We start from the raw sequence: 20,121 nt of genomic DNA, 5'->3' as shown, positions 1-20,121 counted from the left end.
AGAACGTGCACAACCGTCTCGCCCCCATGGCCCGCCTCACCGCCGTCGCGGTGCTCGCCGTCGGCGCGCTGACCTCCTGCGGATCGGCCGATACCGAGGTGGCACCCGAGGACCGGCTGGCCGCCGACGCGCCGCTGCCCGTGGCCGTGCCGGCCGGCACCACCCTGGTGGTGGCCGACGACGCCAACCGGCTCAAGACCCTGTTCGCGCTGTCCGGTGAACAGGACCGGCTGACCGCCGAGGTGACCTACGCCAACTTCAGCAGCGGTCCGCTGCGCCTGGAGGCGATCCGGTCGGGCAACGCCCAACTCGGCCGGGTCGGCGACGTCCCGCCGATCCTCGCGCACTACTCCGAGGCCGACGTCCCCATTGTCGGCGCAGTCCGCTTCGACGGGACCGGATCGCTGATCGCGACCTCACCGGAGTCGGGCATCAAGAGCCTGAAAGACCTTGCGGGAAAACGGATCGCGATCAACGAGGGCACCGCGCAGCAGGCCATCTTCCTGCGCAACCTCAAATCCGTCGGCCTCGACATCGACGACGTCGAGCCGATCAACCTGGCGCTGGCCGAATTCGCCGACGGACTGCGCGCCGAGCAGATCAACGCCGCGGTCCTCAAACAGCCGGACCGGGCGCGCTACCTGGCCTCCACCGAGGGCGAGGGCAGCATCGAGGTCCCCAACGCCCCCGGCGCCTACCCCGGCCTGAACTACGTCTACGCCAGCACCGAGGCGCTCTCGGATCCGGCGCAGGCCGCGGCGATTCGCGAGTTCGTCATCGCCTGGTACCGCGCCGAACAGTGGCACAACGAGAACCAGGACACCTGGATCCGCGAGTACCTGATCAAGGACCAGAACGTCACCCCCGAGGATGCGAAGGTGATCGCCGAGGCCGACGGATCCGCCTCGGTGCCCGGCTTCACCGACGAGGTGATCGCGATCCAGCAGGAGACCATCGACCTGCTGCAGGGCGCCGGCGCGTTCGGTGGCAAGGACCTCGACGCCCGCGACGAGTTCGACTTCCGGTTCGCCGACCTAACCGCGGAGTCGCCGACCGAGACCGCCGCCCAATAGTCCCCGACCGAACGGTGCGTAGACCATGACCAGGACCATGAGCACTACCCCCACCCTCACCGCCGACGACAACCTGACCGCCCAGCACGCCGACCCATCGCCCGACTACCCACACCTCGAACACCGATCGGGTACGCAGCGTCGCCGACGACTGGGACCGGGCAAAGCCATCCCGGCCTCGCTGGCGGTGGGACCGGTGCTGCTGGTGGTCCTGTGGCTCGTCACCTCGCAGTTGGGCATTCTCGACCCGGACACGCTGCCGCATCCGCTGGACATCGCCCGCACGGTCCAGCAGATGTGGGTGGACGGCCGACTGCCGGCCAACATCCTGTCCTCGCTGAAGCTGGCCGCGATCTCGCTGTTCATCGGGGCGGCCCTGGGTCTGGCGCTCGCGCTGATCTCGGGGCTGAGCCGCATCGGCGAGGCCATCGTCGACGGGCCGGTCCAGGTCAAGCGCGCGGTGCCAACGCTGGCCATCATCCCGCTGGCGATCATCTGGTTCGGCATCGGCGACACCATGAAAATCATCATCATCGCCACCAGCGTGCTGATCCCGGTGTACATCAACACCACCGCGCAACTGAAGGGCGTGGACCTGCGCCACGTCGAGTTGGCCGAGACGGTCGGGCTGTCCCGGGCGCAGTTCATCCGCAAGGTCGCCATCCCGGGCGCGCTGCCCGGGTTTTTCACCGGACTGCGTCTGGCCGTGACGATTTCGTGGACCGCCCTGGTGGTCGTCGAGCAGGTCAACGCCACCAGCGGGATCGGCTTCCTGATGACCCAGGCGCGGCTGTACGGCCAGCTCGACATCGTGGTGGTCGGCCTGCTGGTGTACGCGGTCTTCGGGCTCGCCGGGGACTACGCGGTGCGCTCGATCGAGAGGAGAGCGCTGTCGTGGCGACGCGCCCTGGGCAACTGACCGAGGCCGACGAGACCCCGGCCGTCGCGGTGGTGCGCGGGCTGAGCCGGTCCTTCGGCGGCGCCACGGTCCTCGACGCCGTGCACCTGACCATCCACCAAGGCGAGTTCGTTGCGCTGTTGGGCCGCAGCGGATCCGGCAAGAGCACCCTGCTGCGGGCGCTGGCCGGTCTCGATCACGGCGTGGCCGGCGACGGCGACCTGTTCGTCTCGCGCAACGTGTCCGTGGTGTTCCAGGACTCCCGGCTGCTGCCGTGGGCCCGGGTCCTCGACAACGTGACGCTGGGCCTGTCCGGACGCGACGTCGTCGCGCGCGGCGCCGCGGTGCTCGCCGACGTCGGACTGCCCGGCCGCGAACAGGCCTGGCCGTACGAGCTTTCCGGCGGTGAACAACAGCGCGTCGCGCTGGCCCGGTCGCTGGTGCGCAACCCCGCGCTGCTGTTGGCCGACGAACCGTTCGGCGCGCTGGACGCGCTCACGCGGATCCGGATGCACGGCCTGCTCGAGGACCTGTGCGCCAAGTACCGGCCCGGCGTGCTGCTGGTGACCCACGACGTCGACGAGGCCGTGACGCTGGCCGGCCGGGTGCTGGTGCTCGACCGGGGCCGTTTCGTCGCCGACCGTCGGCTCGAGTTTCCCGCCGACAGCGCCCGCAATTACCACAATCCGCAGTTCGTGGCCCACCGTGAGGCGCTGCTGGGGGCCCTCGGCGTCAAGGCCGCCTGAGCCGAGGCTACGGCCGCGAGTGCCGGCCGTAGGACTCCCCGTCGTCGGGGTCCTCGCGATAGTGCCGGGCCCGCCGGTGCCCGTTGGCATGCTCGCCGGGGTCGCCGAACGCGTCGAACACGCTGTCCTCGCGATAGCGGTGCCGCCGCGGACGATCCTCGGGTACCTCGAAGGCCGACCAGGACGCCTGACCGTCCTCGAACAGGTCCGCGAAGCTGTCCGAGAGGCTGTCGATGTGCTCGGCGAGTTGCTGGAACGTGTGGCCGTGCGACTCCGCGTCGTCGCGGCGGGCCGTGACCGTCGACGGCGGCGGCAGCGGCTGGAACCGCTCCTCGTCGTCGACGTGGAACCCGTTGTGCGCGAACCCGATCGGCTGCGCCTCGGCGGGATTGTCGGGGGCGCCGTCGGGGTCGGCCGCCTGTTCGACCTCGGGGGCCAGCAGCGAATGCCAGGACTGCACCGGGGCGCTGTGCCACGCCTCCGCCGGGGCCGGCGCCGGGTGTCCCACCCGGGTGCTCAACGGTTCGGTGTCGCTGTCATCGGCATAGTCATGGTCATCGTCGGCGTAGTCGTCCTTGGCGTAGTCGTCGACGGCCGCTGTTGCGGGCTCGCGGGGGACGGTGAACTCGACGTAATCATCGTCGTCGTCATAGTCGGTGTCGTACTCGTCGTACTCGTGGTCGTCGTACTGCGCGTGGACCTGCCCGTGGTCCTCGTACTGCGCGAGGCCGGCCGGGGCGGAAAGGTCGGTCACGACCGGCAGCACCTCGGTGCGCCGCTCGGAACCGTCGAGCCGCGGTTCGGGTTCGCGCGCCGAGCGCAGGGCGCCGAGCAGGAACATCGCGGCCACCACGCCGAACAGCGCGATGAACGACGGCAGCAGCATGGCCTGGCTCAGCGCGGCCGAGAACGGCGCGTGCAGGAACTCGGGCAGCGTCAGGACCGCGCCCTCGCCCGTGGGCGCCTCGGCCGATCCCGCCGGCATCTCCGCGCCGATCCGCCACGTCATGAACGCGGCGATGCCCGCGCTGCCCAGCACCGAACCCACCTGGCGGGTCGTGTTGTAGACCCCGGAGCCCGCACCGGCCAACTCCGGGGACAGGTTTCGCGTCGCGGTGGCCGCCAACGGCGACCAGATGCACGCCATCCCGATCCCCATCACGATGAACGGGACCACCAGCCGCAAGTTCGCCGTCGTCGGCGTCATCTCGACCGACAGCCAGGTCATCGCGATCGCCAGCACGGAGAAGCCGAAACCGATGATCGGCGTCGGATGGGCCCGGTCGACGAGGCGGCCGACCACCGGCGCCAGCAGACCCGACACCAGCGCCATCGGCGCCATCAGCAGGGCCGAGCGCGTCGGCGTCAACCCGCACACCACCTGCAGGTAGAACATGACCGGCACGATCATCGCGGTCACGGCGAAGCCGATGATCGCCACGCCGACGCTGGACAGGCTGAAGTCGCGGTCGGTGAAGATCCGCAGCGGGATCAGCGGTTCGGCCTGGTTGACCGCCTGCCAGTAGACGAAGCCCGCCATCAGGCCGAGACCGGCGAGGATCATCACCCAGATCCAGCCCGACCAGTTGTGGGATTCGCCCTCCTGCAGGCCGAAGACCACCAGGAACATCGCCGCGCCCGACAGCGCCACCCCGAGCCAATCGAAGCGGTGCTTGTTCGTCGGCAGCACGGGGACCAGCCACACCGCCAGCGCCAGGCCGACGATGCCGATCGGCACGTTGACGAAGAAGATCCACTCCCAGCCCAGATGATCCAACAGCACCCCGCCGACCAGGGGCCCCGCCAGCGTCGCCAACCCCGCCGTCGCGCCCCACACGCCCATCGCCGTGCCGCGGTGATCCGACGGGAAGATCCGGGTGATCGTGGTCAGCGTCTGCGGGGTCAGCAGCGCCGCGCCGATGCCCTGCACCACGCGCGCCGCGATCAGCATCTCGACCGACCCCGACAGGCCGCACCACAGCGAGGCCGCGGTGAAGATGCCCAGACCCAGCAGGTACAAATTCTTCGGCCCGAACTGGTCGCCGAGCCGGCCGGCCACCAACAGCGGCACGGCGTAGGCCAGCAGGTAGGCGCTGGTGACCCAGATGACCCCGTCGTAGTCGGTGTGCAGCTGCTCCATGATGCTCGGATTGGCGACCGCCACGATCGTCGAATCGACGAGGATCATGAAGAAGCCGATCATCATCGCCCACAGGGCGTGCCACGGGCTGCGCACCGTGTCGACGACCGTCTTCTGCTGAGGCGTCACAGACGTCACCTCACGTTCCGTTGTCCGCGCGTCGCCGTGCCACCGCGCCGACCGTGTGGTCGGCAGGTTCCAACGCCGTCGGGGGAACATCTCGGGGTGGTCCCGGCCATACGCATGGTAGCCACTGGCGTCCGGATCCCCACCGTACGGACCGGTCCGGACAATTCGCGCGACGGTACGGACTCGGCCGCCCCGTCACAACCCGTCACTGCGGGTCACGCGCGTTCGGGCACCGCCTCGACCGCGGGGCTCGCCACGACGGGCTGGGGCTGCGGACGGACCACCAACATCAGGATCAGGGCCAGGCTCGCGCTGACCGTCATCACCAAGGCGAGGGCGCGCTCGTCGTTGCCCAGCAGACCGACCACCGGAGCGATCACCGCGCCGAGGCCGAACTGTGCCGAACCCAGCAGGGCCGCGGCGGTGCCGGCCGCCTCGGGATGCCGCGACAGCGCCAGCGCCGGCGCGTTGGGCATGACGAAGCCCATCGAGGCCAACACGGTCCAGGCCGGCACCAGGAATCCGACCACGCCGCCGAACCGGGTCAGGGTGACCGCGACGAACACGAGGCCGGCCAGGGTCGCCACCGCCAACGCGCAGACGACGATGCGCTGCGGGGTGAACCGGTTGAGCAACACCACGTTGAACTGGGTGGCCGCGATCAGCGCCACCGCGCCGGCGCCGAACACCACCGCGAACACCTGCTGATTGAGGCCGTAGTGCTCTTGGAGCACGAAGGCCGCGCCCGCGATGTAGGCGAACAACCCGGCCATCGCCAACGCGCCCACCAGCACCAGCGCTATGAACCGCGCGTCGCGCAGCAGTTGGCCGTAGGTACTGGCGATGCCGCGGATCTGCAGCGGGCGGCGATGGGCGGCGGGCAGCGTCTCGGGCAACGCGAACGCCGCGATCAGAAGGAGCCCTGCGGCCATCAGCACCAGTGCGCCGAAGATCCAGCGCCACGACGCCTCGAGCAGCACGACGGCCCCCAACGACGGCGCCAGCACCGGCGCGACCCCGAGCACCAACATCAACCGGGACAGCACGGCGGCCGCCGTCGACCCGGTGAAGAGATCCCCCACCACGGCCACGGCGACGACCGCCGCGGCGGCCGCACCCATGCCCTGCAACCCGCGGGCGATGCCCAAGGCGGTGATGCTCGGGGCGAACATGCACAGCAGCGAGGCGACCATGTGCAGCACCACCCCGGCGATCAGCGGCCGGCGACGACCCAGCGAGTCCGACAGCGGGCCCACGATCAGCTGGCCCAGCGCCAGCCCCGCCAGCGTGCCGGTCAACGTCAACTGGATCACCGACGAGGTGACGTCCAACTCCTCGGCGATGCGCGGCAGCGCCGGCAGATACATATCTATGGTCAGCGGCCCCAGGGCGATCAGTGCACCCAGGACGAGGATCATGCGAACGCGACTCGGCCTTGAGGGCGCAGACACCATGAACGTCAGCAGCGCGCGCACGAACCGGTTTTCTTCCCGTTGCGCAAAACCGTGACCGTTCTCACTTCCCGGCACCGCACCCACATCGGCATTCGTTGGACATTACGTTTCAGCGGTTAGCCTGAAGCGAGGCAGTCCCGGCGAGGAGGCACCCGTGTTCGGTCGTAAGAAGCGCAACCCGGAGAACTTGCCCGCCACCACCGAACCCGAGGATCCCGGCGCCGCGGCCCATGTGCTGTCCCGGGTGATCGAGACCGGCTCGCGGCTGCAGGCCCCGGCCATCCGCGCCTACGTGGGTCGGTTGCGCGACAAGTCGCCGGATGCCACTCCCGAAGAGATCATCGCCAAGCTCGAGAAGCACTACCTGGCCGCGGTCATGGCCAGCGGCGCCGCCGTCGGGTCGGCGGCGCTGGTCCCGGGCGTGGGCACCCTGCTGGCGCTGTCGCTGATCGCCGGTGAGACCGCGCTGTTCCTGGAGACCACCGCGGTGTTCGTGCTCTCGGTCGCCGAGGTGCACGGCGTCTCGGCGACCGACAAGGAGCGTCGCCGGACGCTGGTGCTCGGCGCGCTGGCCGGCGACGACGGCAAGAACGCCGTCGGACGGCTGCTCGGACCGGGCCGCACCAACGGGGCCTGGCTGGGCGAGGGCGCGGCGACCGTGCCGCTGCCGGCGCTCTCCCAGGTGAACACCAAGCTGATGAAGTACTTCGTGAAGAAGTACACGGTCAAGCGCGGCGCCCTGATGTTCGGCAAGCTGCTGCCGGTCGGCATCGGCGCTCTCATCGGCGCGATCGGCAACCGGTTGATGGGTAAGCGCATCGTCAAGAACGCACGCAACGCCTTCGGGCCCGCGCCCACCCAGTGGCCGGGTGCGCTGCGGGTGCTGCCGCCCCTCGAGGTCGACGCCGATCCGGCCCCCGACGCCCTGTCGTCCTGACGACCCGTGTGAGGAATTCGCGATTTGCCCTGCTTGCGTGGCCCGACCCGGCTCACAGGGGCTAGCCTTGTTTTCGGCGAAACATCTCGGATCGGGGCCGGGGACGTGACGCCGAACACGCCGACGGGCGCGGCGCGGTGCCTGCCGGTGGAGAACCAACCAGAGATCACGAGATGAATTGAGGCGAGTAGCCGCTGTGAGCAGCACAAGTTCACCATTCGGCCAGAATGAATGGCTGGTCGAGGAGATGTATCGCAAGTTCCGCGACGATCCCTCCTCGGTCGACCCGAGCTGGCACGAATTCCTCGTCGACTACAACCCGGAACCCGTGCAGGCCGAGGCGGCCGAGGCGTCGTCGACCGGCAACGGCAAGGCCGCGGCCCCCGCTCCGACCGCGCCGCCCGAGCCCGCGCCCGCGCCGCCGGCCAAGCAGCAGTCCAACAGCCAGACCAAGAGTTCCGCGCCGGCCAAGACCGACAAGGCCCCCGCCAAGGAGCCCGCCCCGGCCAAGAGCAAGTCCAAGTCCACGGCCAAGCCCGCCAAGCCGGCCGCGAAGACCGCCGAGGCCGCCGAGGACGAGACCCAGGTGCTGCGCGGCGCGGCCGCGGCCGTCGTCAAGAACATGAACACCTCGCTGGAGGTGCCCACCGCCACCAGCGTGCGGGCCATCCCGGCCAAGGTGATGATCGACAACCGCATCGTCGCCAACAACCACCTCAAGCGCACCCGCGGCGGCAAGATCAGCTTCACCCACCTGCTGGGCTACGCGCTGGTGCAGGCGGTCAAGAGCTTCCCGAACATGAACCGGCACTTCGCCGAGATCGACGGGAAGCCGAATGTGGTCACCCCGGCCCATACGAACCTGGGCCTGGCGATCGACCTGCAGTCCGGTGACAAGCGCACGCTGGTGGTCGCGGCCATCAAGAACTGCGAGACCATGGGCTTCGGGCAGTTCATCGCGGCCTACGAGGACATCGTGCGCCGCGCCCGCGACGGCAAGCTGACCGCCGACGATTTCTCCGGCGTCACCATCTCGCTGACCAACCCCGGCACCATCGGCACGGTGCACTCGGTGCCGCGGCTGATGGCCGGTCAGGGCACGATCATCGGTGTCGGCGCCATGGAGTACCCGGCCGAGTTCCAGGGCGCCAGCGAGGAACGCATCGCCGAGCTGGGCATCGGCAAGCTGATCACCTTGACGTCGACCTACGACCACCGCGTCATCCAGGGCGCAGAGTCCGGCGACTTCCTGCGGACCATCCACCAACTGCTGCTCGACGACGATTTCTACGACGAGATCTTCCTCGAACTCGGCATCCCCTACGAGCCGGTCCGCTGGCGCACCGACAACCCGGACTCGGTGACCGACAAGAACGCGCGCGTCATCGAGCTGATCGCGGCCTACCGCAACCGCGGCCACCTTATGGCCGACATCGACCCACTGCGGCTGGACAATTCGCGCTTCCGCAGCCACCCCGACCTCGATGTGGTGACCCACGGGCTGACGCTGTGGGATCTGGACCGCGAGTTCAAGGTCGACGGGTTCACCGGCAGCGAGTACAAGAAGCTGCGCGACATCCTGTCGGTGCTGCGCGACGCCTACTGTCGGCACATCGGCGTGGAGTACACCCACATCCTCGAGCCCGAACAGCAGCAGTGGCTGCAGGAACGCGTCGAGATCAAGCACGAGAAGCCGACCGTCGCCCAGCAGAAGTACATCCTGAGCCGGCTCAACGCCGCCGAGGCCTTCGAGACCTTCCTGCAGACCAAATACGTTGGGCAGAAGCGTTTCTCGCTGGAGGGCGCGGAAACCATCATCCCGATGATGGACGCGGCCATCGACCAGTGCGCCGAGCACGGCCTCAACGAGGTGGTCATCGGCATGCCGCACCGCGGTCGCCTCAACGTGCTCGCCAACATCGTCGGCAAGCCGTACGCGCAGATCTTCACCGAGTTCGAGGGCAACCTGAACCCGTCGCAGGCGCACGGCTCCGGTGACGTCAAGTACCACCTGGGCGCCTCGGGCACCTACATCCAGATGTTCGGCGACAACGACATCGAGGTGTCGTTGACCGCCAACCCCAGCCACCTCGAGGCCGTCGACCCCGTGCTCGAGGGTCTGGTGCGCGCCAAGCAGGACCTGCTGGACAGGGGCGACGGCGACGACGGTTTCTCGGTGGTGCCGCTGATGCTGCACGGCGACGCCGCGTTCGCCGGTCAGGGCGTGGTGGCCGAGACGCTGAACCTGGCGCTGCTGCGCGGGTACCGTGTCGGCGGGACCATCCACATGATCGTCAACAACCAGGTCGGCTTCACCACCTCCCCGGAGTACTCCCGCTCCTCGGAGTACTGCACCGACGTCGCGAAGATGATCGGCGCCCCGATCTTCCACGTCAACGGCGACGATCCGGAGGCGTGCGTCTGGGTGGCCAAGCTGGCCGTCGACTTCCGGCAGAAGTTCAAGAAGGACGTCGTCATCGACATGTTGTGTTACCGGCGACGGGGCCACAACGAGGGCGACGACCCGTCGATGACGCAGCCGGCGATGTACGACGTGATCGACCGCAAGCGCGGCGTCCGCAAGTCCTACACGGAGGCGCTGATCGGCCGCGGCGACATCTCGATGAAGGAGGCCGAGGACGCGCTGCGCGACTACCAGGGGCAGCTCGAGCGGGTCTTCAACGAGGTGCGCGAACTCGAGAAGCACCCCATCGAACCCAGCGAGTCGGTGGAGTCCGAACAGGAACTCAACCGCGGCGTGGACACCTCCGTCGACAAGTCGATGCTGGCCCGCATCGGCGACGCCCACCTGGCCATCCCCGACGGCTTCACGGTGCACCCGCGCGTCAAGCCGGTGCTGGAGAAGCGCCGGGAGATGGCCTACGAGGGCAAGGTCGACTGGGCCTTCGGCGAGCTGCTGGCGCTGGGATCGCTGGTGGCCGAAGGCAAGTTGATCCGGCTGTCCGGGCAGGACTCCCGGCGCGGCACGTTCACCCAGCGCCATTCGGTGATCATCGACCGGAAGACCGGCGAGGAGTTCACCCCGCTGCAGTTGCTGGCCACCAACGAGGACGGCACACCGACCGGCGGCAAGTTCCTGGTGTACGACTCGGCGCTGTCGGAGTTCGCCGCCGTCGGCTTCGAGTACGGCTACTCGGTGGGCAACCCGCAGGCGCTGGTGCTGTGGGAGGCGCAGTTCGGCGACTTCGTCAACGGCGCGCAGTCGGTGATCGACGAGTTCATCAGCTCCGGTGAGGCCAAGTGGGGTCAGCTCTCCGAGGTGGTGCTGCTGCTGCCGCACGGCCACGAGGGCCAGGGCCCCGACCACACCTCGGGCCGCATCGAGCGGTTCCTGCAGCTGTGCGCCGAGGGTTCGATGACCGTGGCGATGCCGTCGACCCCGGCCAACTACTTCCACCTGCTGCGCCGGCACGTCTACGACGGCATCCACCGGCCACTGGTGGTCTTCACGCCGAAGTCCATGCTGCGCAACAAGGCCGCCGTCAGCGACCTCAAGGACTTCACCGAGGCGAAGTTCCGCTCGGTGCTCGAGGAGCCGACCTACGAGGACGGCGTGGGCGACCGCAGCAAGGTCAAGCGCATCCTGCTGACCAGCGGCAAGCTGTACTACGAGCTGGTGGCCCGCAAGAACAAGGACAACCGCGAGGACGTCGCGATCGTGCGGATCGAGCAGCTCTACCCGCTGCCGAGCCGCCGGCTACCCGCGACGCTGGAGCGCTACCCGAACGCGGCGGAGTTCTTCTGGGTCCAGGAGGAGCCGGCCAACCAGGGTGCGTGGCCGACGTTCGGGCTGTCGCTGCCGGAGTTGTTGCCGGACAAGCTGACCGGGATCAAGCGGATCTCCCGGCGCGCGATGTCGGCGCCGTCGTCGGGCTCGTCGAAGGTGCACGCGGTCGAACAGCAGGAGATCATCGACGAAGCGTTCGCCTGAGCTTGCGAAGGCGAACGTCGAGGAGAATTCCACCGGCGCGAAGCGTTCGCCTGAGCTTGCCTGATTTCTCCTAGCGCGAGCGGCCGCTGAGGTACATCCACACCGCGTGGTTTTCTACCTCAGCGGCCGCTCGCCGCTGGCGCGGGATCAGAAGCCGAACAGGCCCAGCGGGATGGGTGACTCGCCGTTGGCGACCGCCGCGACCGCACCGGGGCAGAACAGCGTGATGGCCAGGCCGGTGAACATGGTGGCCGGCCCCAGCGGCCGACCGATGGACTCGGAGACGCGGCCGGCCACGTCGGCCATCTGCTGGCCGGGTTCGGCGAGCATGGGGCATACCTGGTGGCCCACGTCGGCGGCGGTCGCGGGGTCGAGGCCGGTGATGCCGGCGTCGGCCAGGGAGTTCAGGAACACGTCGGTCTCGGTGTCCGCCTGGGCGGGCGGGGCAACGGCCAGGCCCACTGCGAGTGCGATCGAGCCGACCACCGCCATCCGGGAATACTTCATGATGGACAAATCGTAGGCGGGTCGCGGCGTGTTACCCAACCCTGCCGCCCCACCCATACCGGTACCGGCGGTATCGGTTAGCCTGACACCTCACGAGTCGAACAGCGAGGAGCGCGCACATGGAGGGTTTCGCCGGAAAGGTCTGCGTGGTCACGGGGGCGGGGTCGGGCATCGGCCAGGCACTCGCGCTCGAACTGGGTCGCTCCGGGGCGAAGCTGGCCATCAGCGACGTCGACACCGAGGGCCTGGCCAAGACCGAGGCCGAGCTCAAGGCCATCGGCGCCCCGGTGAAGGCCGACCGACTCGACGTCACCGAGCGCGAGGCGTTCCTGCTCTACGCCGACGAGGTTAAGGAACACTTCGGCAAGGTCAACCAGGTGTACAACAACGCCGGCATCGCCTACTCCGGTGACGTCGAGGTGAGCTCGTTCAAGGACATCGAGCGGGTGATGGACGTCGACTATTGGGGCGTCGTCAACGGCACCAAGGCGTTCCTGCCGCACCTGATCGAGTCGGGCGACGGGCACGTCGTCAACGTCTCGAGCCTGTTCGGCATCTTCTCGGTCCCCGGGCAGGCCGCCTACAACGCGGCGAAGTTCGCCGTGCGCGGCTTCACCGAGTCGCTGCGCCAGGAGATGCTCACCAAGCACCCCTACGTCTCGGTCACCACGGTGCACCCCGGCGGCATCAAGACCGCCATCGCGCGCAACGCCACCGCCGCCGAGGGCCTCGACGTCGAGCAGTTGGCCAAGGAGTTCGACCGCAAGCTGGCCCGCACCACCCCCGAGCGCGCCGCGAGGATCATCCTCGAGTCCGTGCGTAAGAAGCGGGCCCGGGTGCTGGTGGGCGCGGACGCCAAGATCCTTGACGTCATCGTGCGCATCACCGGTTCGGGCTACCAGCGGGTGTTCTCGACGGTGATGGGGTGGCTGGTGCGCGGGGTGCGCTGACCCGCTATCGGCCCAGTGGGTTCTCCGCCAACCATTCGTCGGCGACGCTGCGCGGGTCCGCCCCGTCGGCCACCCGTTGCCGCATCTGCTTGAGCGCCGCGGTGTCGAGCACGCCGGCGACCTCGTTGATGGCCAGCACCTGGCGCGCGGTCAGCTCGTTGCGCCGGTACAGCGGCACGACGTTCTGCCCGCGGATCAGCGTGGGTTTGCGGTCGGTCAGCACCACCACGTCGTCCGGCGCGTCGGGATCGGCCGTCGTGGTCCAGGCCAGGTTGATCCGGTCGTCGCGCAACGCCTCGAAAAGCGCTGCATCGTCAGCGAATTCACGTGAGTTCGGCAGCTCGCACTTGCCGACGGCAGTCGGCGGCACCACGCCCCGCAGCGCCCCGGGACGCAGCTGCGCGCAGTGCTCGACCAGGGCGGGCAGATCGCGGCCGTCCCACTTCGCGGCGGTCGCCTCGGTGATCGCGACGGCCGGCTTGTCCTCGGCGGCCGTGGCGTAATCGCCGGCGCTCACCCCCTCGGGCAGCACCCCCACCATCGACTTGTAGACCTGTTCGTCGCCGGTGGCCCGGATGCCGGGGGCGAACGTGCGCAGCAGCCGTCCGGTGTAGCCGGGAACCACGGTCACCTCGCCGGAGTCGAGCCCGGCCAGCGGGTCGGTCAGCTCGACCACCTCGGCCGGGGTGCCGTAGTAGCGCAGCGCGGCCGCGTAGAGGTTGGCCAGCAGCACCGACTCGGGATCCGGCTGGGCGCCGACGCCCAGGACGGGGCCGTCGTCGGGCCGCTGACCGCAGCCGGCGGCGACCAGCACCACGAGCAGAGCGCACAGCAGCGCGCGGCGGGTGCCGGTCAGGACGCCAGGCAGGGGGCTAATCCTCCTCTTCGACCGCCGCGCCGACGGCCTCGGCCACCGCGGGGCACACCCGCGGGTCCAGGGGGCTCGGCACGATGTGCTCGGCCTCGAGATCGTCGAGGATCACGCCGTGGATGGCCTCGGCCGCGGCCACCTTCATCCGCTCGGTGATGCGCCGCGCGCCGGCGTCCAGGGCCCCGCGGAACACGCCGGGGAAGGCCAGCACGTTGTTGATCTGGTTCGGGAAGTCGCTGCGCCCGGTGGCGACGACGGCGGCGTACTTGTGCGCGACGTCGGGGTGAATCTCCGGGTCCGGGTTCGACAGCGCGAACACGATGCAGTCGGGCGCCATCGTCGCGATGATGTCCTCGGGCACCACGCCCGCGGAGACACCGAGGAACACGTCGGCGCCGTCGAGCGCCTCGGCCAGGCCGCCGGTGCGCTTGAGCGGGTTGGTGCGCTGGGCCAGTTCAGCCTTGAAGCTGTTGAGGTCCTCGCGCTCGGTGTGCACGATGCCCTTGGAGTCCAGCACCGTGACGTCGGAGACGCCGCTGGCCATGAGGATGTTGGCGCAGGCCACACCGGCCGCGCCCGCACCGGAGACCACCACGCGCAGCGAGCTCATCTCGCGGCCGACCACCTTGGACGCGCCCAGCAGCGCCGCGAGCACCACGATGGCGGTGCCGTGCTGGTCGTCGTGCATGACGGGGCAGTCCAGCGCCTCGACGACCCGGCGTTCGATCTCGAAACAGCGCGGGGCGGAGATGTCCTCGAGGTTGACCGCGCCGAAGGTCGGTCGCAGCCGGATCAGGGTCTCGACGATCTCGTCGGGATCCTTGGTGTCCAGGACGATCGGGATGGAATCCAGGCCCGCGAACGTCTTGAACAGCGCGCTCTTGCCCTCCATCACCGGCAGCGACGCCGACGGTCCGATGTCGCCGAGACCGAGCACCGCGGTGCCGTCGCTGACGACGGCCACCAGCCGATTGGCCCAGGTGTACCGCTTGGCCAGCGTGGCGTCGGCCGCGATGGCGCGGCTGACCTTCGCCACCCCGGGGGTGTAGGCGATGGACAGGGCCCGCTGGGTGTCCAGCGGCGACTTCAGCTCCACCGACAGTTTGCCGCCCGCATGGGCTTCGAAAATATCTTCGTCCGCGATCACCAGATGTGATGCACTCACCGATTCGGCCACTGCGCCAGGTTACTTCACCGCACAACCTCACCGGACACCGTTCCCCGGTCGTGAGGTGGGGCGATCAGGGTGCGCCGCGTAACATCACCGATGCGTCCGCGCGGCGATGAAGGGAAGATTGCTCATGCCGTCGTTTCGAGCAGGGTCGATCTCCGCGCGCGGGGCAAACCGGGGCGGCGGCGCGGACTCTCGACGCTACCCGCGCCCGGTCTCCGGGGCGATGGTCGACTGCGCGGTCTACGTGGACGGCGAGCGCCTGCCGGGTCATTTCACCCACGCCGCGGCGATCGGCCGGGCACGGGAATTGGAGCAGTCCGGCCGCAAGGCCTACGTCTGGATCGGCCTGCACGAACCCAATGAACACCAGATGCATTCGGTGGCGGAGGTTTTCGACATCCACCCGCTGGCCGTCGAGGACGCGGTGCACGCCCATCAGCGGCCCAAGCTCGAGCGCTACGACAACACGCTGTTCCTGGTGCTCAAGACCGTCAATTACGTTGAGCACGAGTCGGTTCTGCTGACCCGCGAGATCGTCGAGACCGGCGAGATCATGGTGTTCGTGGGTGCGGACTTCGTCGTGACCGTGCGGCACGGCGACCATTCGGGATTGGCCGGCGTGCGCAAGTCGCTCGAGGAGCGGCCCCGGCAGCTGGCGTTGGGCCCCTACGCCGTCATGCACGCCATCGCCGACCACGTCGTCGACAGCTACCTCGACGTGACCACGCTGATGGAAGTCGACATCGACGCGATCGAGGAGGAGACGTTCTCCCCCGCCAGCAAGACCGACATCGGGCAGATCTACATGCTCAAGCGCGAGGTGGTGGAGTTGCGGCGGGCCGTGGCGCCGCTGTCGGTCGAACTCGGACGGATCAACTCCGAGCACCGGGATCTGCTGTCCAAGGAGCTGGTCCGCTACATGCGCGACGTCCTGGACCACCAGACCCAGGCCGCCGACCGGATCGCCAGCTACGACGAGATGCTGTCCTCGCTGGTGCACGCGGCGTTGGCGAAGGTGAGCGTGCAGCAGAACATAGACATGCGCAAGATCTCGGCGTGGGTGGCCATCGCGGCGGTCCCGACGATGATCGCCGGCGTGTACGGGATGAACTTCGAGTACATGCCCGAACTCGACGAACGCTGGGCTTATCCGGCGGTGCTGCTGCTGATGCTGACGGTGTGTTCGCTGCTGTACGCCGTCTTTCGGCGCAACCACTGGCTCTAGGAGGGTGTGGTTCCAGGTCACCTTGGCCGCGAGGGTGCGCAGACTACGTGGAAAATGCGGCGTGTCGGCCGGGGACGCGCCCTCAGTGTCACTGTGGTGATTGCCGCGTTGCGGTGGTTGGGTTCTTCTCACCTGGTGTCTGGCTCAGACGCGCACTGCTGCTCTTCGGGGTTGGCTAGCGAGCATTGTGCCGATATCAGGTGGGAAGGACCGACCGGCGTGACTTGATAGGAGCGTGGCATCGCCCCCACTGAGATGTGTCCGCCGGCCGGCCCAACCTTCTACCCATCCACATCTGAGGAAAGAAGGCACCTCCATGGTGGTTCTTGGAGCCGATGTACACAAGCGCAGCCACACCTTCGTCGCCGTCGACGACCGGGGCCGCAAAGCAGGAGAAAAGACCGTCCCCGCCACCACCGAAGGCCATCTCAAGGCGTTGGCTTGGGCCAAGACCAACTTCGGTGAGGACCTGCTGTGGGGTATCGAAGACTGCCGCAATCTATCAGCGCGCCTGGAGCGGGACCTGTTGTCGGCGGGTCAGAAGGTCGTGCGGGTCGCACCGAAGCTGATGGCCCACGAACGCGCCGGCGCACGCACCCAAGGCAAATCCGACCCCATCGACGCGCTGGCCGTGGCCCGCGCAGTCCTGCGCCACCCGGATCTGCCCGTAGCCGCTCACGACGAGGTCTCCCGCGAACTCAAACTGCTCGTCGATCGACGCGAAGACCTTGTCGCCCAACGCACCTCGACGATCAACCGACTGCTGGGCCGCATCCACGAACTCGACCCCACCCAAATCTTGAAGAAGAAAGCACTCACCCGCGCCAAAGCCCAGACCGCCATGGCCGCCTGGCTGGCCACCATCGACGGGCTACTCGCCGAGCTGGCCACCGACGAACTCGGTGACATCATCCGGCTCACCCTGAGCATCAACGAACTCGAGAAGCGCATCGGCACCGCGGTGCGGGCAGTGGCCCCCCAGCTGCTGGCACTGCCCGGCTGCGCCGAGTTGACCGCCGCCAAGATCGTCGGCGAAACCGCCGGCATCACCCGCTTCAAAAACGAAGCCGCGTTCGCCTGCCACACCGGCACCGCCCCCATCCCGGTCTGGTCAGGCAACACCGCCGGCCGGGTACGTCTGAGCAGAGCAGGCAACCGACAACTCAACGCCGCCCTCTACCGCATCGCCCTCACCCAGACCCGCCTAGCCGACAGCCCCGGCCAGACCTACTACCGCAAACGCATCGACCAGGACGGCAAAACCAAAGCCGAGGCACTGCGCTGCCTCAAACGACGCCTGGCACGAGTCGTCTACAACCGCCTCCACGCCGACGAACAATCACGACACCACACCCACCAAACCGCCGCCGCTTGACATAGGAGCAATGCTCGCGCTGAGCCCCAGCACCCTCGCGGTAAAGGGAACTCGCGGTGGCGGGGAAGGGGTCAGACGCGGGCGGGGTCGAGGATGTCGGTGCCGTCCTGGGCCCAGGTGCCGCGCAACTCCTCGACGCCCTTGAGCCGCACCCACGCCGCCTCGTTGGCCGAGATCGGGGTGGCGGCCAGGAACCGGACCGGCTCCATCGGCGCCGCCAGCGCCAGCTCGTCGATCGAGCCCGGACCCAGCAGCACCGCAGACAGCGGGGCATGCCCGGGCTGCTGCGCCCACAGCGACGACCCCAGGTCGATCAGCGCGTCCTCGACCAACACCAGACCGTCGACGGCCGGGGTGGCCGCCAGCAGCGCCACCGTCCGGGCGATGCCGGGGGTCGGCGTCGTATTACGCAGGCTGACAACGACTTCGGCGCGTGGGCCGCGCACCGGGTCGGCGGCCACGGCCGCCGGGTCCCCCATCGGGTGACGCGAACAGCCCAGCGACACGTAGTGCAACACCCCGTCGGCGTCGGGCCCGAAGCGCAGCACCTCGATGCGCTCGACACCCAGGAAAGTCACGCTGGCCGAGCCGGGTTCGGCGTCCAGGCCGGTCGCGGCGAAGTGCGCGCGCACGTGCGCGCGCACCTCGTCGAGGACTGCGGTCACGCGCGTCCCGGCGCGGGCAACGTCAGGTTGACCCCGGAGTCCGCGTCGAACACCAGGATCTTCGACGAATCGAAGGCCAGGCTGACCGTCGACCCGGCGGTGGCCGTCGAATCGGTGGCCACCCGGGCGACGAATTCGTTGGCGCCGGCGCCGGATTCGGCCGCCAGCTCGGCCAGTTGCTCGGAGTGCGCGCTGCCGCCGGAGACGGTGAAGTACACGTACTTGTCGGCACCCAGCGATTCGACCAGGTCGGCCTTCACGTCGAAGGTCAACGCCCGGATGCGCTGGTAGCCGTCGAGCAGCGCGGCGTCCTCGAAATGCTCCGGGCGGATACCGACGATGACGTTCTTCGGGGTCGGATGCGTGGCGATGTTGTCCAGCAGTTCCTGGGTCAAAGTCACCTCGCCGAACGGCAATTCGACGCCCACCGGGGTCAGGGTCGCCGGCAGGAAGTTCATCGACGGGGAGCCGATGAACCCGGCCACGAACAGGTTCGCCGGCCGCGAGTACAGCTCGTCGGGGGAACCGATCTGCTGGGCCACCCCGGCGCGCATCACCACCACGCGGTCGCCGAGCGTCATCGCCTCGGTCTGGTCGTGGGTGACGTAGACGGTGGTAGTGCCGAGCCGCTGCTGTAGCCGGGCGATCTCACCGCGCATCTGCACCCGCAGCTTGGCGTCGAGGTTCGACAGCGGCTCGTCCATCAGGAACGCCTTGGGATCACGCACGATCGCGCGCCCCATGGCGACGCGCTGGCGCTGACCGCCGGAGAGCTGCGACGGCTTGCGATCCAGGAAGTCGGTGAGGTCGAGAACCTTGGCGGTCTCCTCGACCTTCTTGGTGATCTCGGCCTTGGGCAGCTTGGCCAACGTCAGCGGGAACGCGATGTTCTGCCGCACCGTCATGTGCGGGTAGAGCGCGTAGGACTGGAACACCATGGCGATGTCGCGGTCCTTGGCGGCCTTCTCGTTGACCCGCTGGCCGCCGATGGTCAGCTCGCCGGAGGTGATGTCCTCGAGGCCGGCGATCATGTTCAGCGTGGTGGACTTCCCGCAGCCGGAAGGCCCGACGAGGATGATGAACTCGCCGTCGGCGATGGTGATCGACAGATCCTTGACGGCGGTGCGCACACCCTTGCCGTCGGGGTAACTCTTGGTCACATGCGAGAGAACGATCTCGGCCATCGCTAACCTTTCACCGCGCCGGAGGTCAAGCCGGCGACAATGCGCCGTTGGAAGATCAGGACAAAGACAATGATCGGGATGGTGATCACCATCGCGCCGGCCGCAATCGAACCCGTCGGTTCCTCGAATTGCGAACTGCCGGTGAAGTTGGCGATCGCCACCGGGGCGGTGATGGCCGACTTGGTGGCGGTCAGCGACAACGCGAGCAGCAGGTCGTTCCAGGCGAAGATGAACACCAGGATGGCCGCGGTCACGATGCCCGGGGCCGCCAGCGGCGCGATCACCCGCCGGAAGGCCTGCGCGGGCGTGGCGCCGTCCATCTTGGCGGCCTTCTCCAGATCCCACGGGATCTCCCGGAAGAACGCCGAGAGCGTGTAGATGGCCAGCGGCAGCGCGAAGGTGATGTACGGGATCACCAGCCCGGCCCAGGTGTCGAACAGGCCGATGTTGCGCCACATGTTGAAAAGCGGTGTCACCAGCGAGATCTGGGGGAACATCGCGATCAACAGCGCCATCCCCACCAGCAGCTTCTTACCGGGGAAGTCCAGTCGGGCGATCGCGTAGGCCGCCATGCCGCCGATGACGACGGCGATCACCGTGGTGATCAGGCCGATGCCGATGGAGTTGATCAGCGCCGAGTTGAAGATGTTGGTGGCGCCGCCGCTGAAGATCGCCCGATAGTTGTCGAAGGTGATCTGTGTCGGGATGAGGTTGCCGTCCTTGACCATCGACGTCGGCTTGAGCGACAGCGACAGGATCCACAGCACCGGCAGCAGTGCGTAGATCACCACGACGATGTTGACGACGGCCCACCGGGTGGCCCGGCCCGGACTCACGCGCT

General features: G+C 68.5%; 16 protein-coding genes. 8 read left to right on the top strand and 8 right to left on the bottom strand.

Features of this window, described 5'->3' with window-relative positions; all coding sequences use genetic code 11:
- Window positions 1–5 precede the first annotated feature (5 nt).
- Genes EL338_RS05945 through EL338_RS05935 form a run of 3 tightly spaced genes read left to right on the top strand, consistent with a single transcriptional unit; the run spans window position 6 to window position 2,717 of the window.
- A complete protein-coding gene (locus EL338_RS05945; RefSeq protein ID WP_235666385.1) occupies window positions 6–1,073 on the top strand; it encodes an ABC transporter substrate-binding protein in 1,068 nt (355 codons plus the stop codon).
- 37 nt (window positions 1,074–1,110) lie between these two features.
- Window positions 1,111–1,992 carry an ABC transporter permease gene (locus EL338_RS05940; protein ID WP_197721917.1) on the top strand — a complete coding sequence of 294 codons (882 nt, stop codon included), beginning with the start codon at window positions 1,111–1,113 and terminating at the stop codon, window positions 1,990–1,992.
- Complete coding sequence (locus EL338_RS05935; protein ID WP_126332882.1) at window positions 1,968–2,717, top strand: ABC transporter ATP-binding protein; 750 nt, start codon at window positions 1,968–1,970, stop codon at window positions 2,715–2,717. The genes EL338_RS05940 and EL338_RS05935 overlap by 25 nt, the downstream gene beginning before the upstream one ends.
- Window positions 2,718–2,724: 7 nt before the next feature.
- Here the strand turns inward: EL338_RS05935 and EL338_RS05930 are convergent, their stop codons facing one another.
- Both EL338_RS05930 and EL338_RS05925 read right to left on the bottom strand, forming a co-directional pair.
- Window positions 2,725–4,923: an MFS transporter gene (locus EL338_RS05930; protein WP_126336697.1), complete on the bottom strand. Its 2,199-nt coding sequence runs from the start codon at window positions 4,921–4,923 to the stop codon at window positions 2,725–2,727.
- A 278-nt stretch (window positions 4,924–5,201) separates the two neighbouring features.
- Window positions 5,202–6,404 carry a multidrug effflux MFS transporter gene (locus EL338_RS05925; RefSeq protein ID WP_126332881.1) on the bottom strand — a complete coding sequence of 401 codons (1,203 nt, stop codon included), beginning with the start codon at window positions 6,402–6,404 and terminating at the stop codon, window positions 5,202–5,204.
- Between the two features lie 190 nt (window positions 6,405–6,594).
- Here EL338_RS05925 and EL338_RS05920 point away from each other — a divergent pair, with 190 nt between their 5' ends.
- Both EL338_RS05920 and EL338_RS05915 read left to right on the top strand, forming a co-directional pair.
- Window positions 6,595–7,377, top strand: coding sequence for a hypothetical protein (locus EL338_RS05920; RefSeq protein WP_126332880.1), 783 nt, complete (start codon window positions 6,595–6,597; stop codon window positions 7,375–7,377).
- 196 nt (window positions 7,378–7,573) lie between these two features.
- Window positions 7,574–11,329, top strand: a complete 3,756-nt coding sequence (locus EL338_RS05915) for a multifunctional oxoglutarate decarboxylase/oxoglutarate dehydrogenase thiamine pyrophosphate-binding subunit/dihydrolipoyllysine-residue succinyltransferase subunit (protein WP_126332879.1) — start codon at window positions 7,574–7,576, stop codon at window positions 11,327–11,329.
- 147 nt (window positions 11,330–11,476) lie between these two features.
- Here EL338_RS05915 and EL338_RS05910 read toward each other — a convergent pair whose 3' ends face one another.
- Window positions 11,477–11,836 (bottom strand): DUF732 domain-containing protein, encoded by a 360-nt coding sequence (locus EL338_RS05910; protein ID WP_126332878.1) that lies wholly within the window; start codon window positions 11,834–11,836, stop codon window positions 11,477–11,479.
- A gap of 119 nt (window positions 11,837–11,955) precedes the next feature.
- Here EL338_RS05910 and EL338_RS05905 point away from each other — a divergent pair, with 119 nt between their 5' ends.
- Window positions 11,956–12,786, top strand: a complete 831-nt coding sequence (locus EL338_RS05905) for an SDR family NAD(P)-dependent oxidoreductase (RefSeq protein WP_126332877.1) — start codon at window positions 11,956–11,958, stop codon at window positions 12,784–12,786.
- A 4-nt stretch (window positions 12,787–12,790) separates the two neighbouring features.
- Here the strand turns inward: EL338_RS05905 and EL338_RS05900 are convergent, their stop codons facing one another.
- Window positions 12,791–13,603 (bottom strand): glycine betaine ABC transporter substrate-binding protein, encoded by an 813-nt coding sequence (locus EL338_RS05900; RefSeq protein ID WP_235666384.1) that lies wholly within the window; start codon window positions 13,601–13,603, stop codon window positions 12,791–12,793.
- Between the two features lie 55 nt (window positions 13,604–13,658).
- Window positions 13,659–14,822 (bottom strand): NAD(P)-dependent malic enzyme, encoded by a 1,164-nt coding sequence (locus EL338_RS05895; protein ID WP_126336696.1) that lies wholly within the window; start codon window positions 14,820–14,822, stop codon window positions 13,659–13,661.
- 136 nt (window positions 14,823–14,958) lie between these two features.
- On the opposite strand from EL338_RS05895, the gene corA reads away from it, so the two are divergent.
- The gene (gene corA, locus EL338_RS05890; protein ID WP_126332875.1) at window positions 14,959–16,056 is read left to right on the top strand and encodes a magnesium/cobalt transporter CorA; all 1,098 of its coding nucleotides are present in this window, start codon (window positions 14,959–14,961) and stop codon (window positions 16,054–16,056) included.
- Window positions 16,057–16,372: 316 nt separating this feature from the next.
- Window positions 16,373–17,431 (top strand): IS110 family RNA-guided transposase, encoded by a 1,059-nt coding sequence (locus tag EL338_RS05885; protein WP_126332096.1) that lies wholly within the window; start codon window positions 16,373–16,375, stop codon window positions 17,429–17,431.
- Between the two features lie 71 nt (window positions 17,432–17,502).
- Here the strand turns inward: EL338_RS05885 and EL338_RS05880 are convergent, their stop codons facing one another.
- Genes EL338_RS05880 through EL338_RS05870 form a run of 3 tightly spaced genes read right to left on the bottom strand, consistent with a single transcriptional unit; the run spans window position 17,503 to window position 20,116 of the window.
- Window positions 17,503–18,096 carry a suppressor of fused domain protein gene (locus tag EL338_RS05880; RefSeq protein WP_126332874.1) on the bottom strand — a complete coding sequence of 198 codons (594 nt, stop codon included), beginning with the start codon at window positions 18,094–18,096 and terminating at the stop codon, window positions 17,503–17,505.
- Window positions 18,093–19,280: an ABC transporter ATP-binding protein gene (locus tag EL338_RS05875; protein WP_126332873.1), complete on the bottom strand. Its 1,188-nt coding sequence runs from the start codon at window positions 19,278–19,280 to the stop codon at window positions 18,093–18,095. The genes EL338_RS05880 and EL338_RS05875 overlap by 4 nt, the downstream gene beginning before the upstream one ends.
- Window positions 19,281–19,282: 2 nt before the next feature.
- Window positions 19,283–20,116, bottom strand: coding sequence for a carbohydrate ABC transporter permease (locus EL338_RS05870; protein WP_179967253.1), 834 nt, complete (start codon window positions 20,114–20,116; stop codon window positions 19,283–19,285).
- Between the last annotated feature and the right edge of the window lie 5 nt (window positions 20,117–20,121).

The sequence above is a fragment of the Mycolicibacterium chitae genome (assembly GCF_900637205.1).
In the GTDB taxonomy this organism is placed as follows: domain Bacteria; phylum Actinomycetota; class Actinomycetes; order Mycobacteriales; family Mycobacteriaceae; genus Mycobacterium; species Mycobacterium chitae.
The sequence above is the reverse complement of the archived record's forward strand: the minus strand, read 5'-3'. Positions and strand labels throughout refer to the sequence as shown.

Excerpts from the sequence above, each read along its gene's own strand:
- EL338_RS05910 (WP_126332878.1), bottom strand. The coding sequence starts at position 11,836 with ATGAAGTATTCCCGGATGGCGGTGGTCGGCTCGATCGCACTCGCAGTG.
- EL338_RS05925 (WP_126332881.1), bottom strand. The coding sequence starts at position 6,404 with ATGATCCTCGTCCTGGGTGCACTGATCGCCCTGGGGCCGCTGACCATA.
- EL338_RS05905 (WP_126332877.1), top strand. The coding sequence starts at position 11,956 with ATGGAGGGTTTCGCCGGAAAGGTCTGCGTGGTCACGGGGGCGGGGTCG.
- EL338_RS05875 (WP_126332873.1), bottom strand. The coding sequence starts at position 19,280 with ATGGCCGAGATCGTTCTCTCGCATGTGACCAAGAGTTACCCCGACGGC.
- EL338_RS05940 (WP_197721917.1), top strand. The coding sequence starts at position 1,111 with ATGAGCACTACCCCCACCCTCACCGCCGACGACAACCTGACCGCCCAG.
- corA (WP_126332875.1), top strand. The coding sequence starts at position 14,959 with ATGCCGTCGTTTCGAGCAGGGTCGATCTCCGCGCGCGGGGCAAACCGG.
- EL338_RS05930 (WP_126336697.1), bottom strand. The coding sequence starts at position 4,923 with ATGATGATCGGCTTCTTCATGATCCTCGTCGATTCGACGATCGTGGCG.
- EL338_RS05885 (WP_126332096.1), top strand. The coding sequence starts at position 16,373 with ATGGTGGTTCTTGGAGCCGATGTACACAAGCGCAGCCACACCTTCGTC.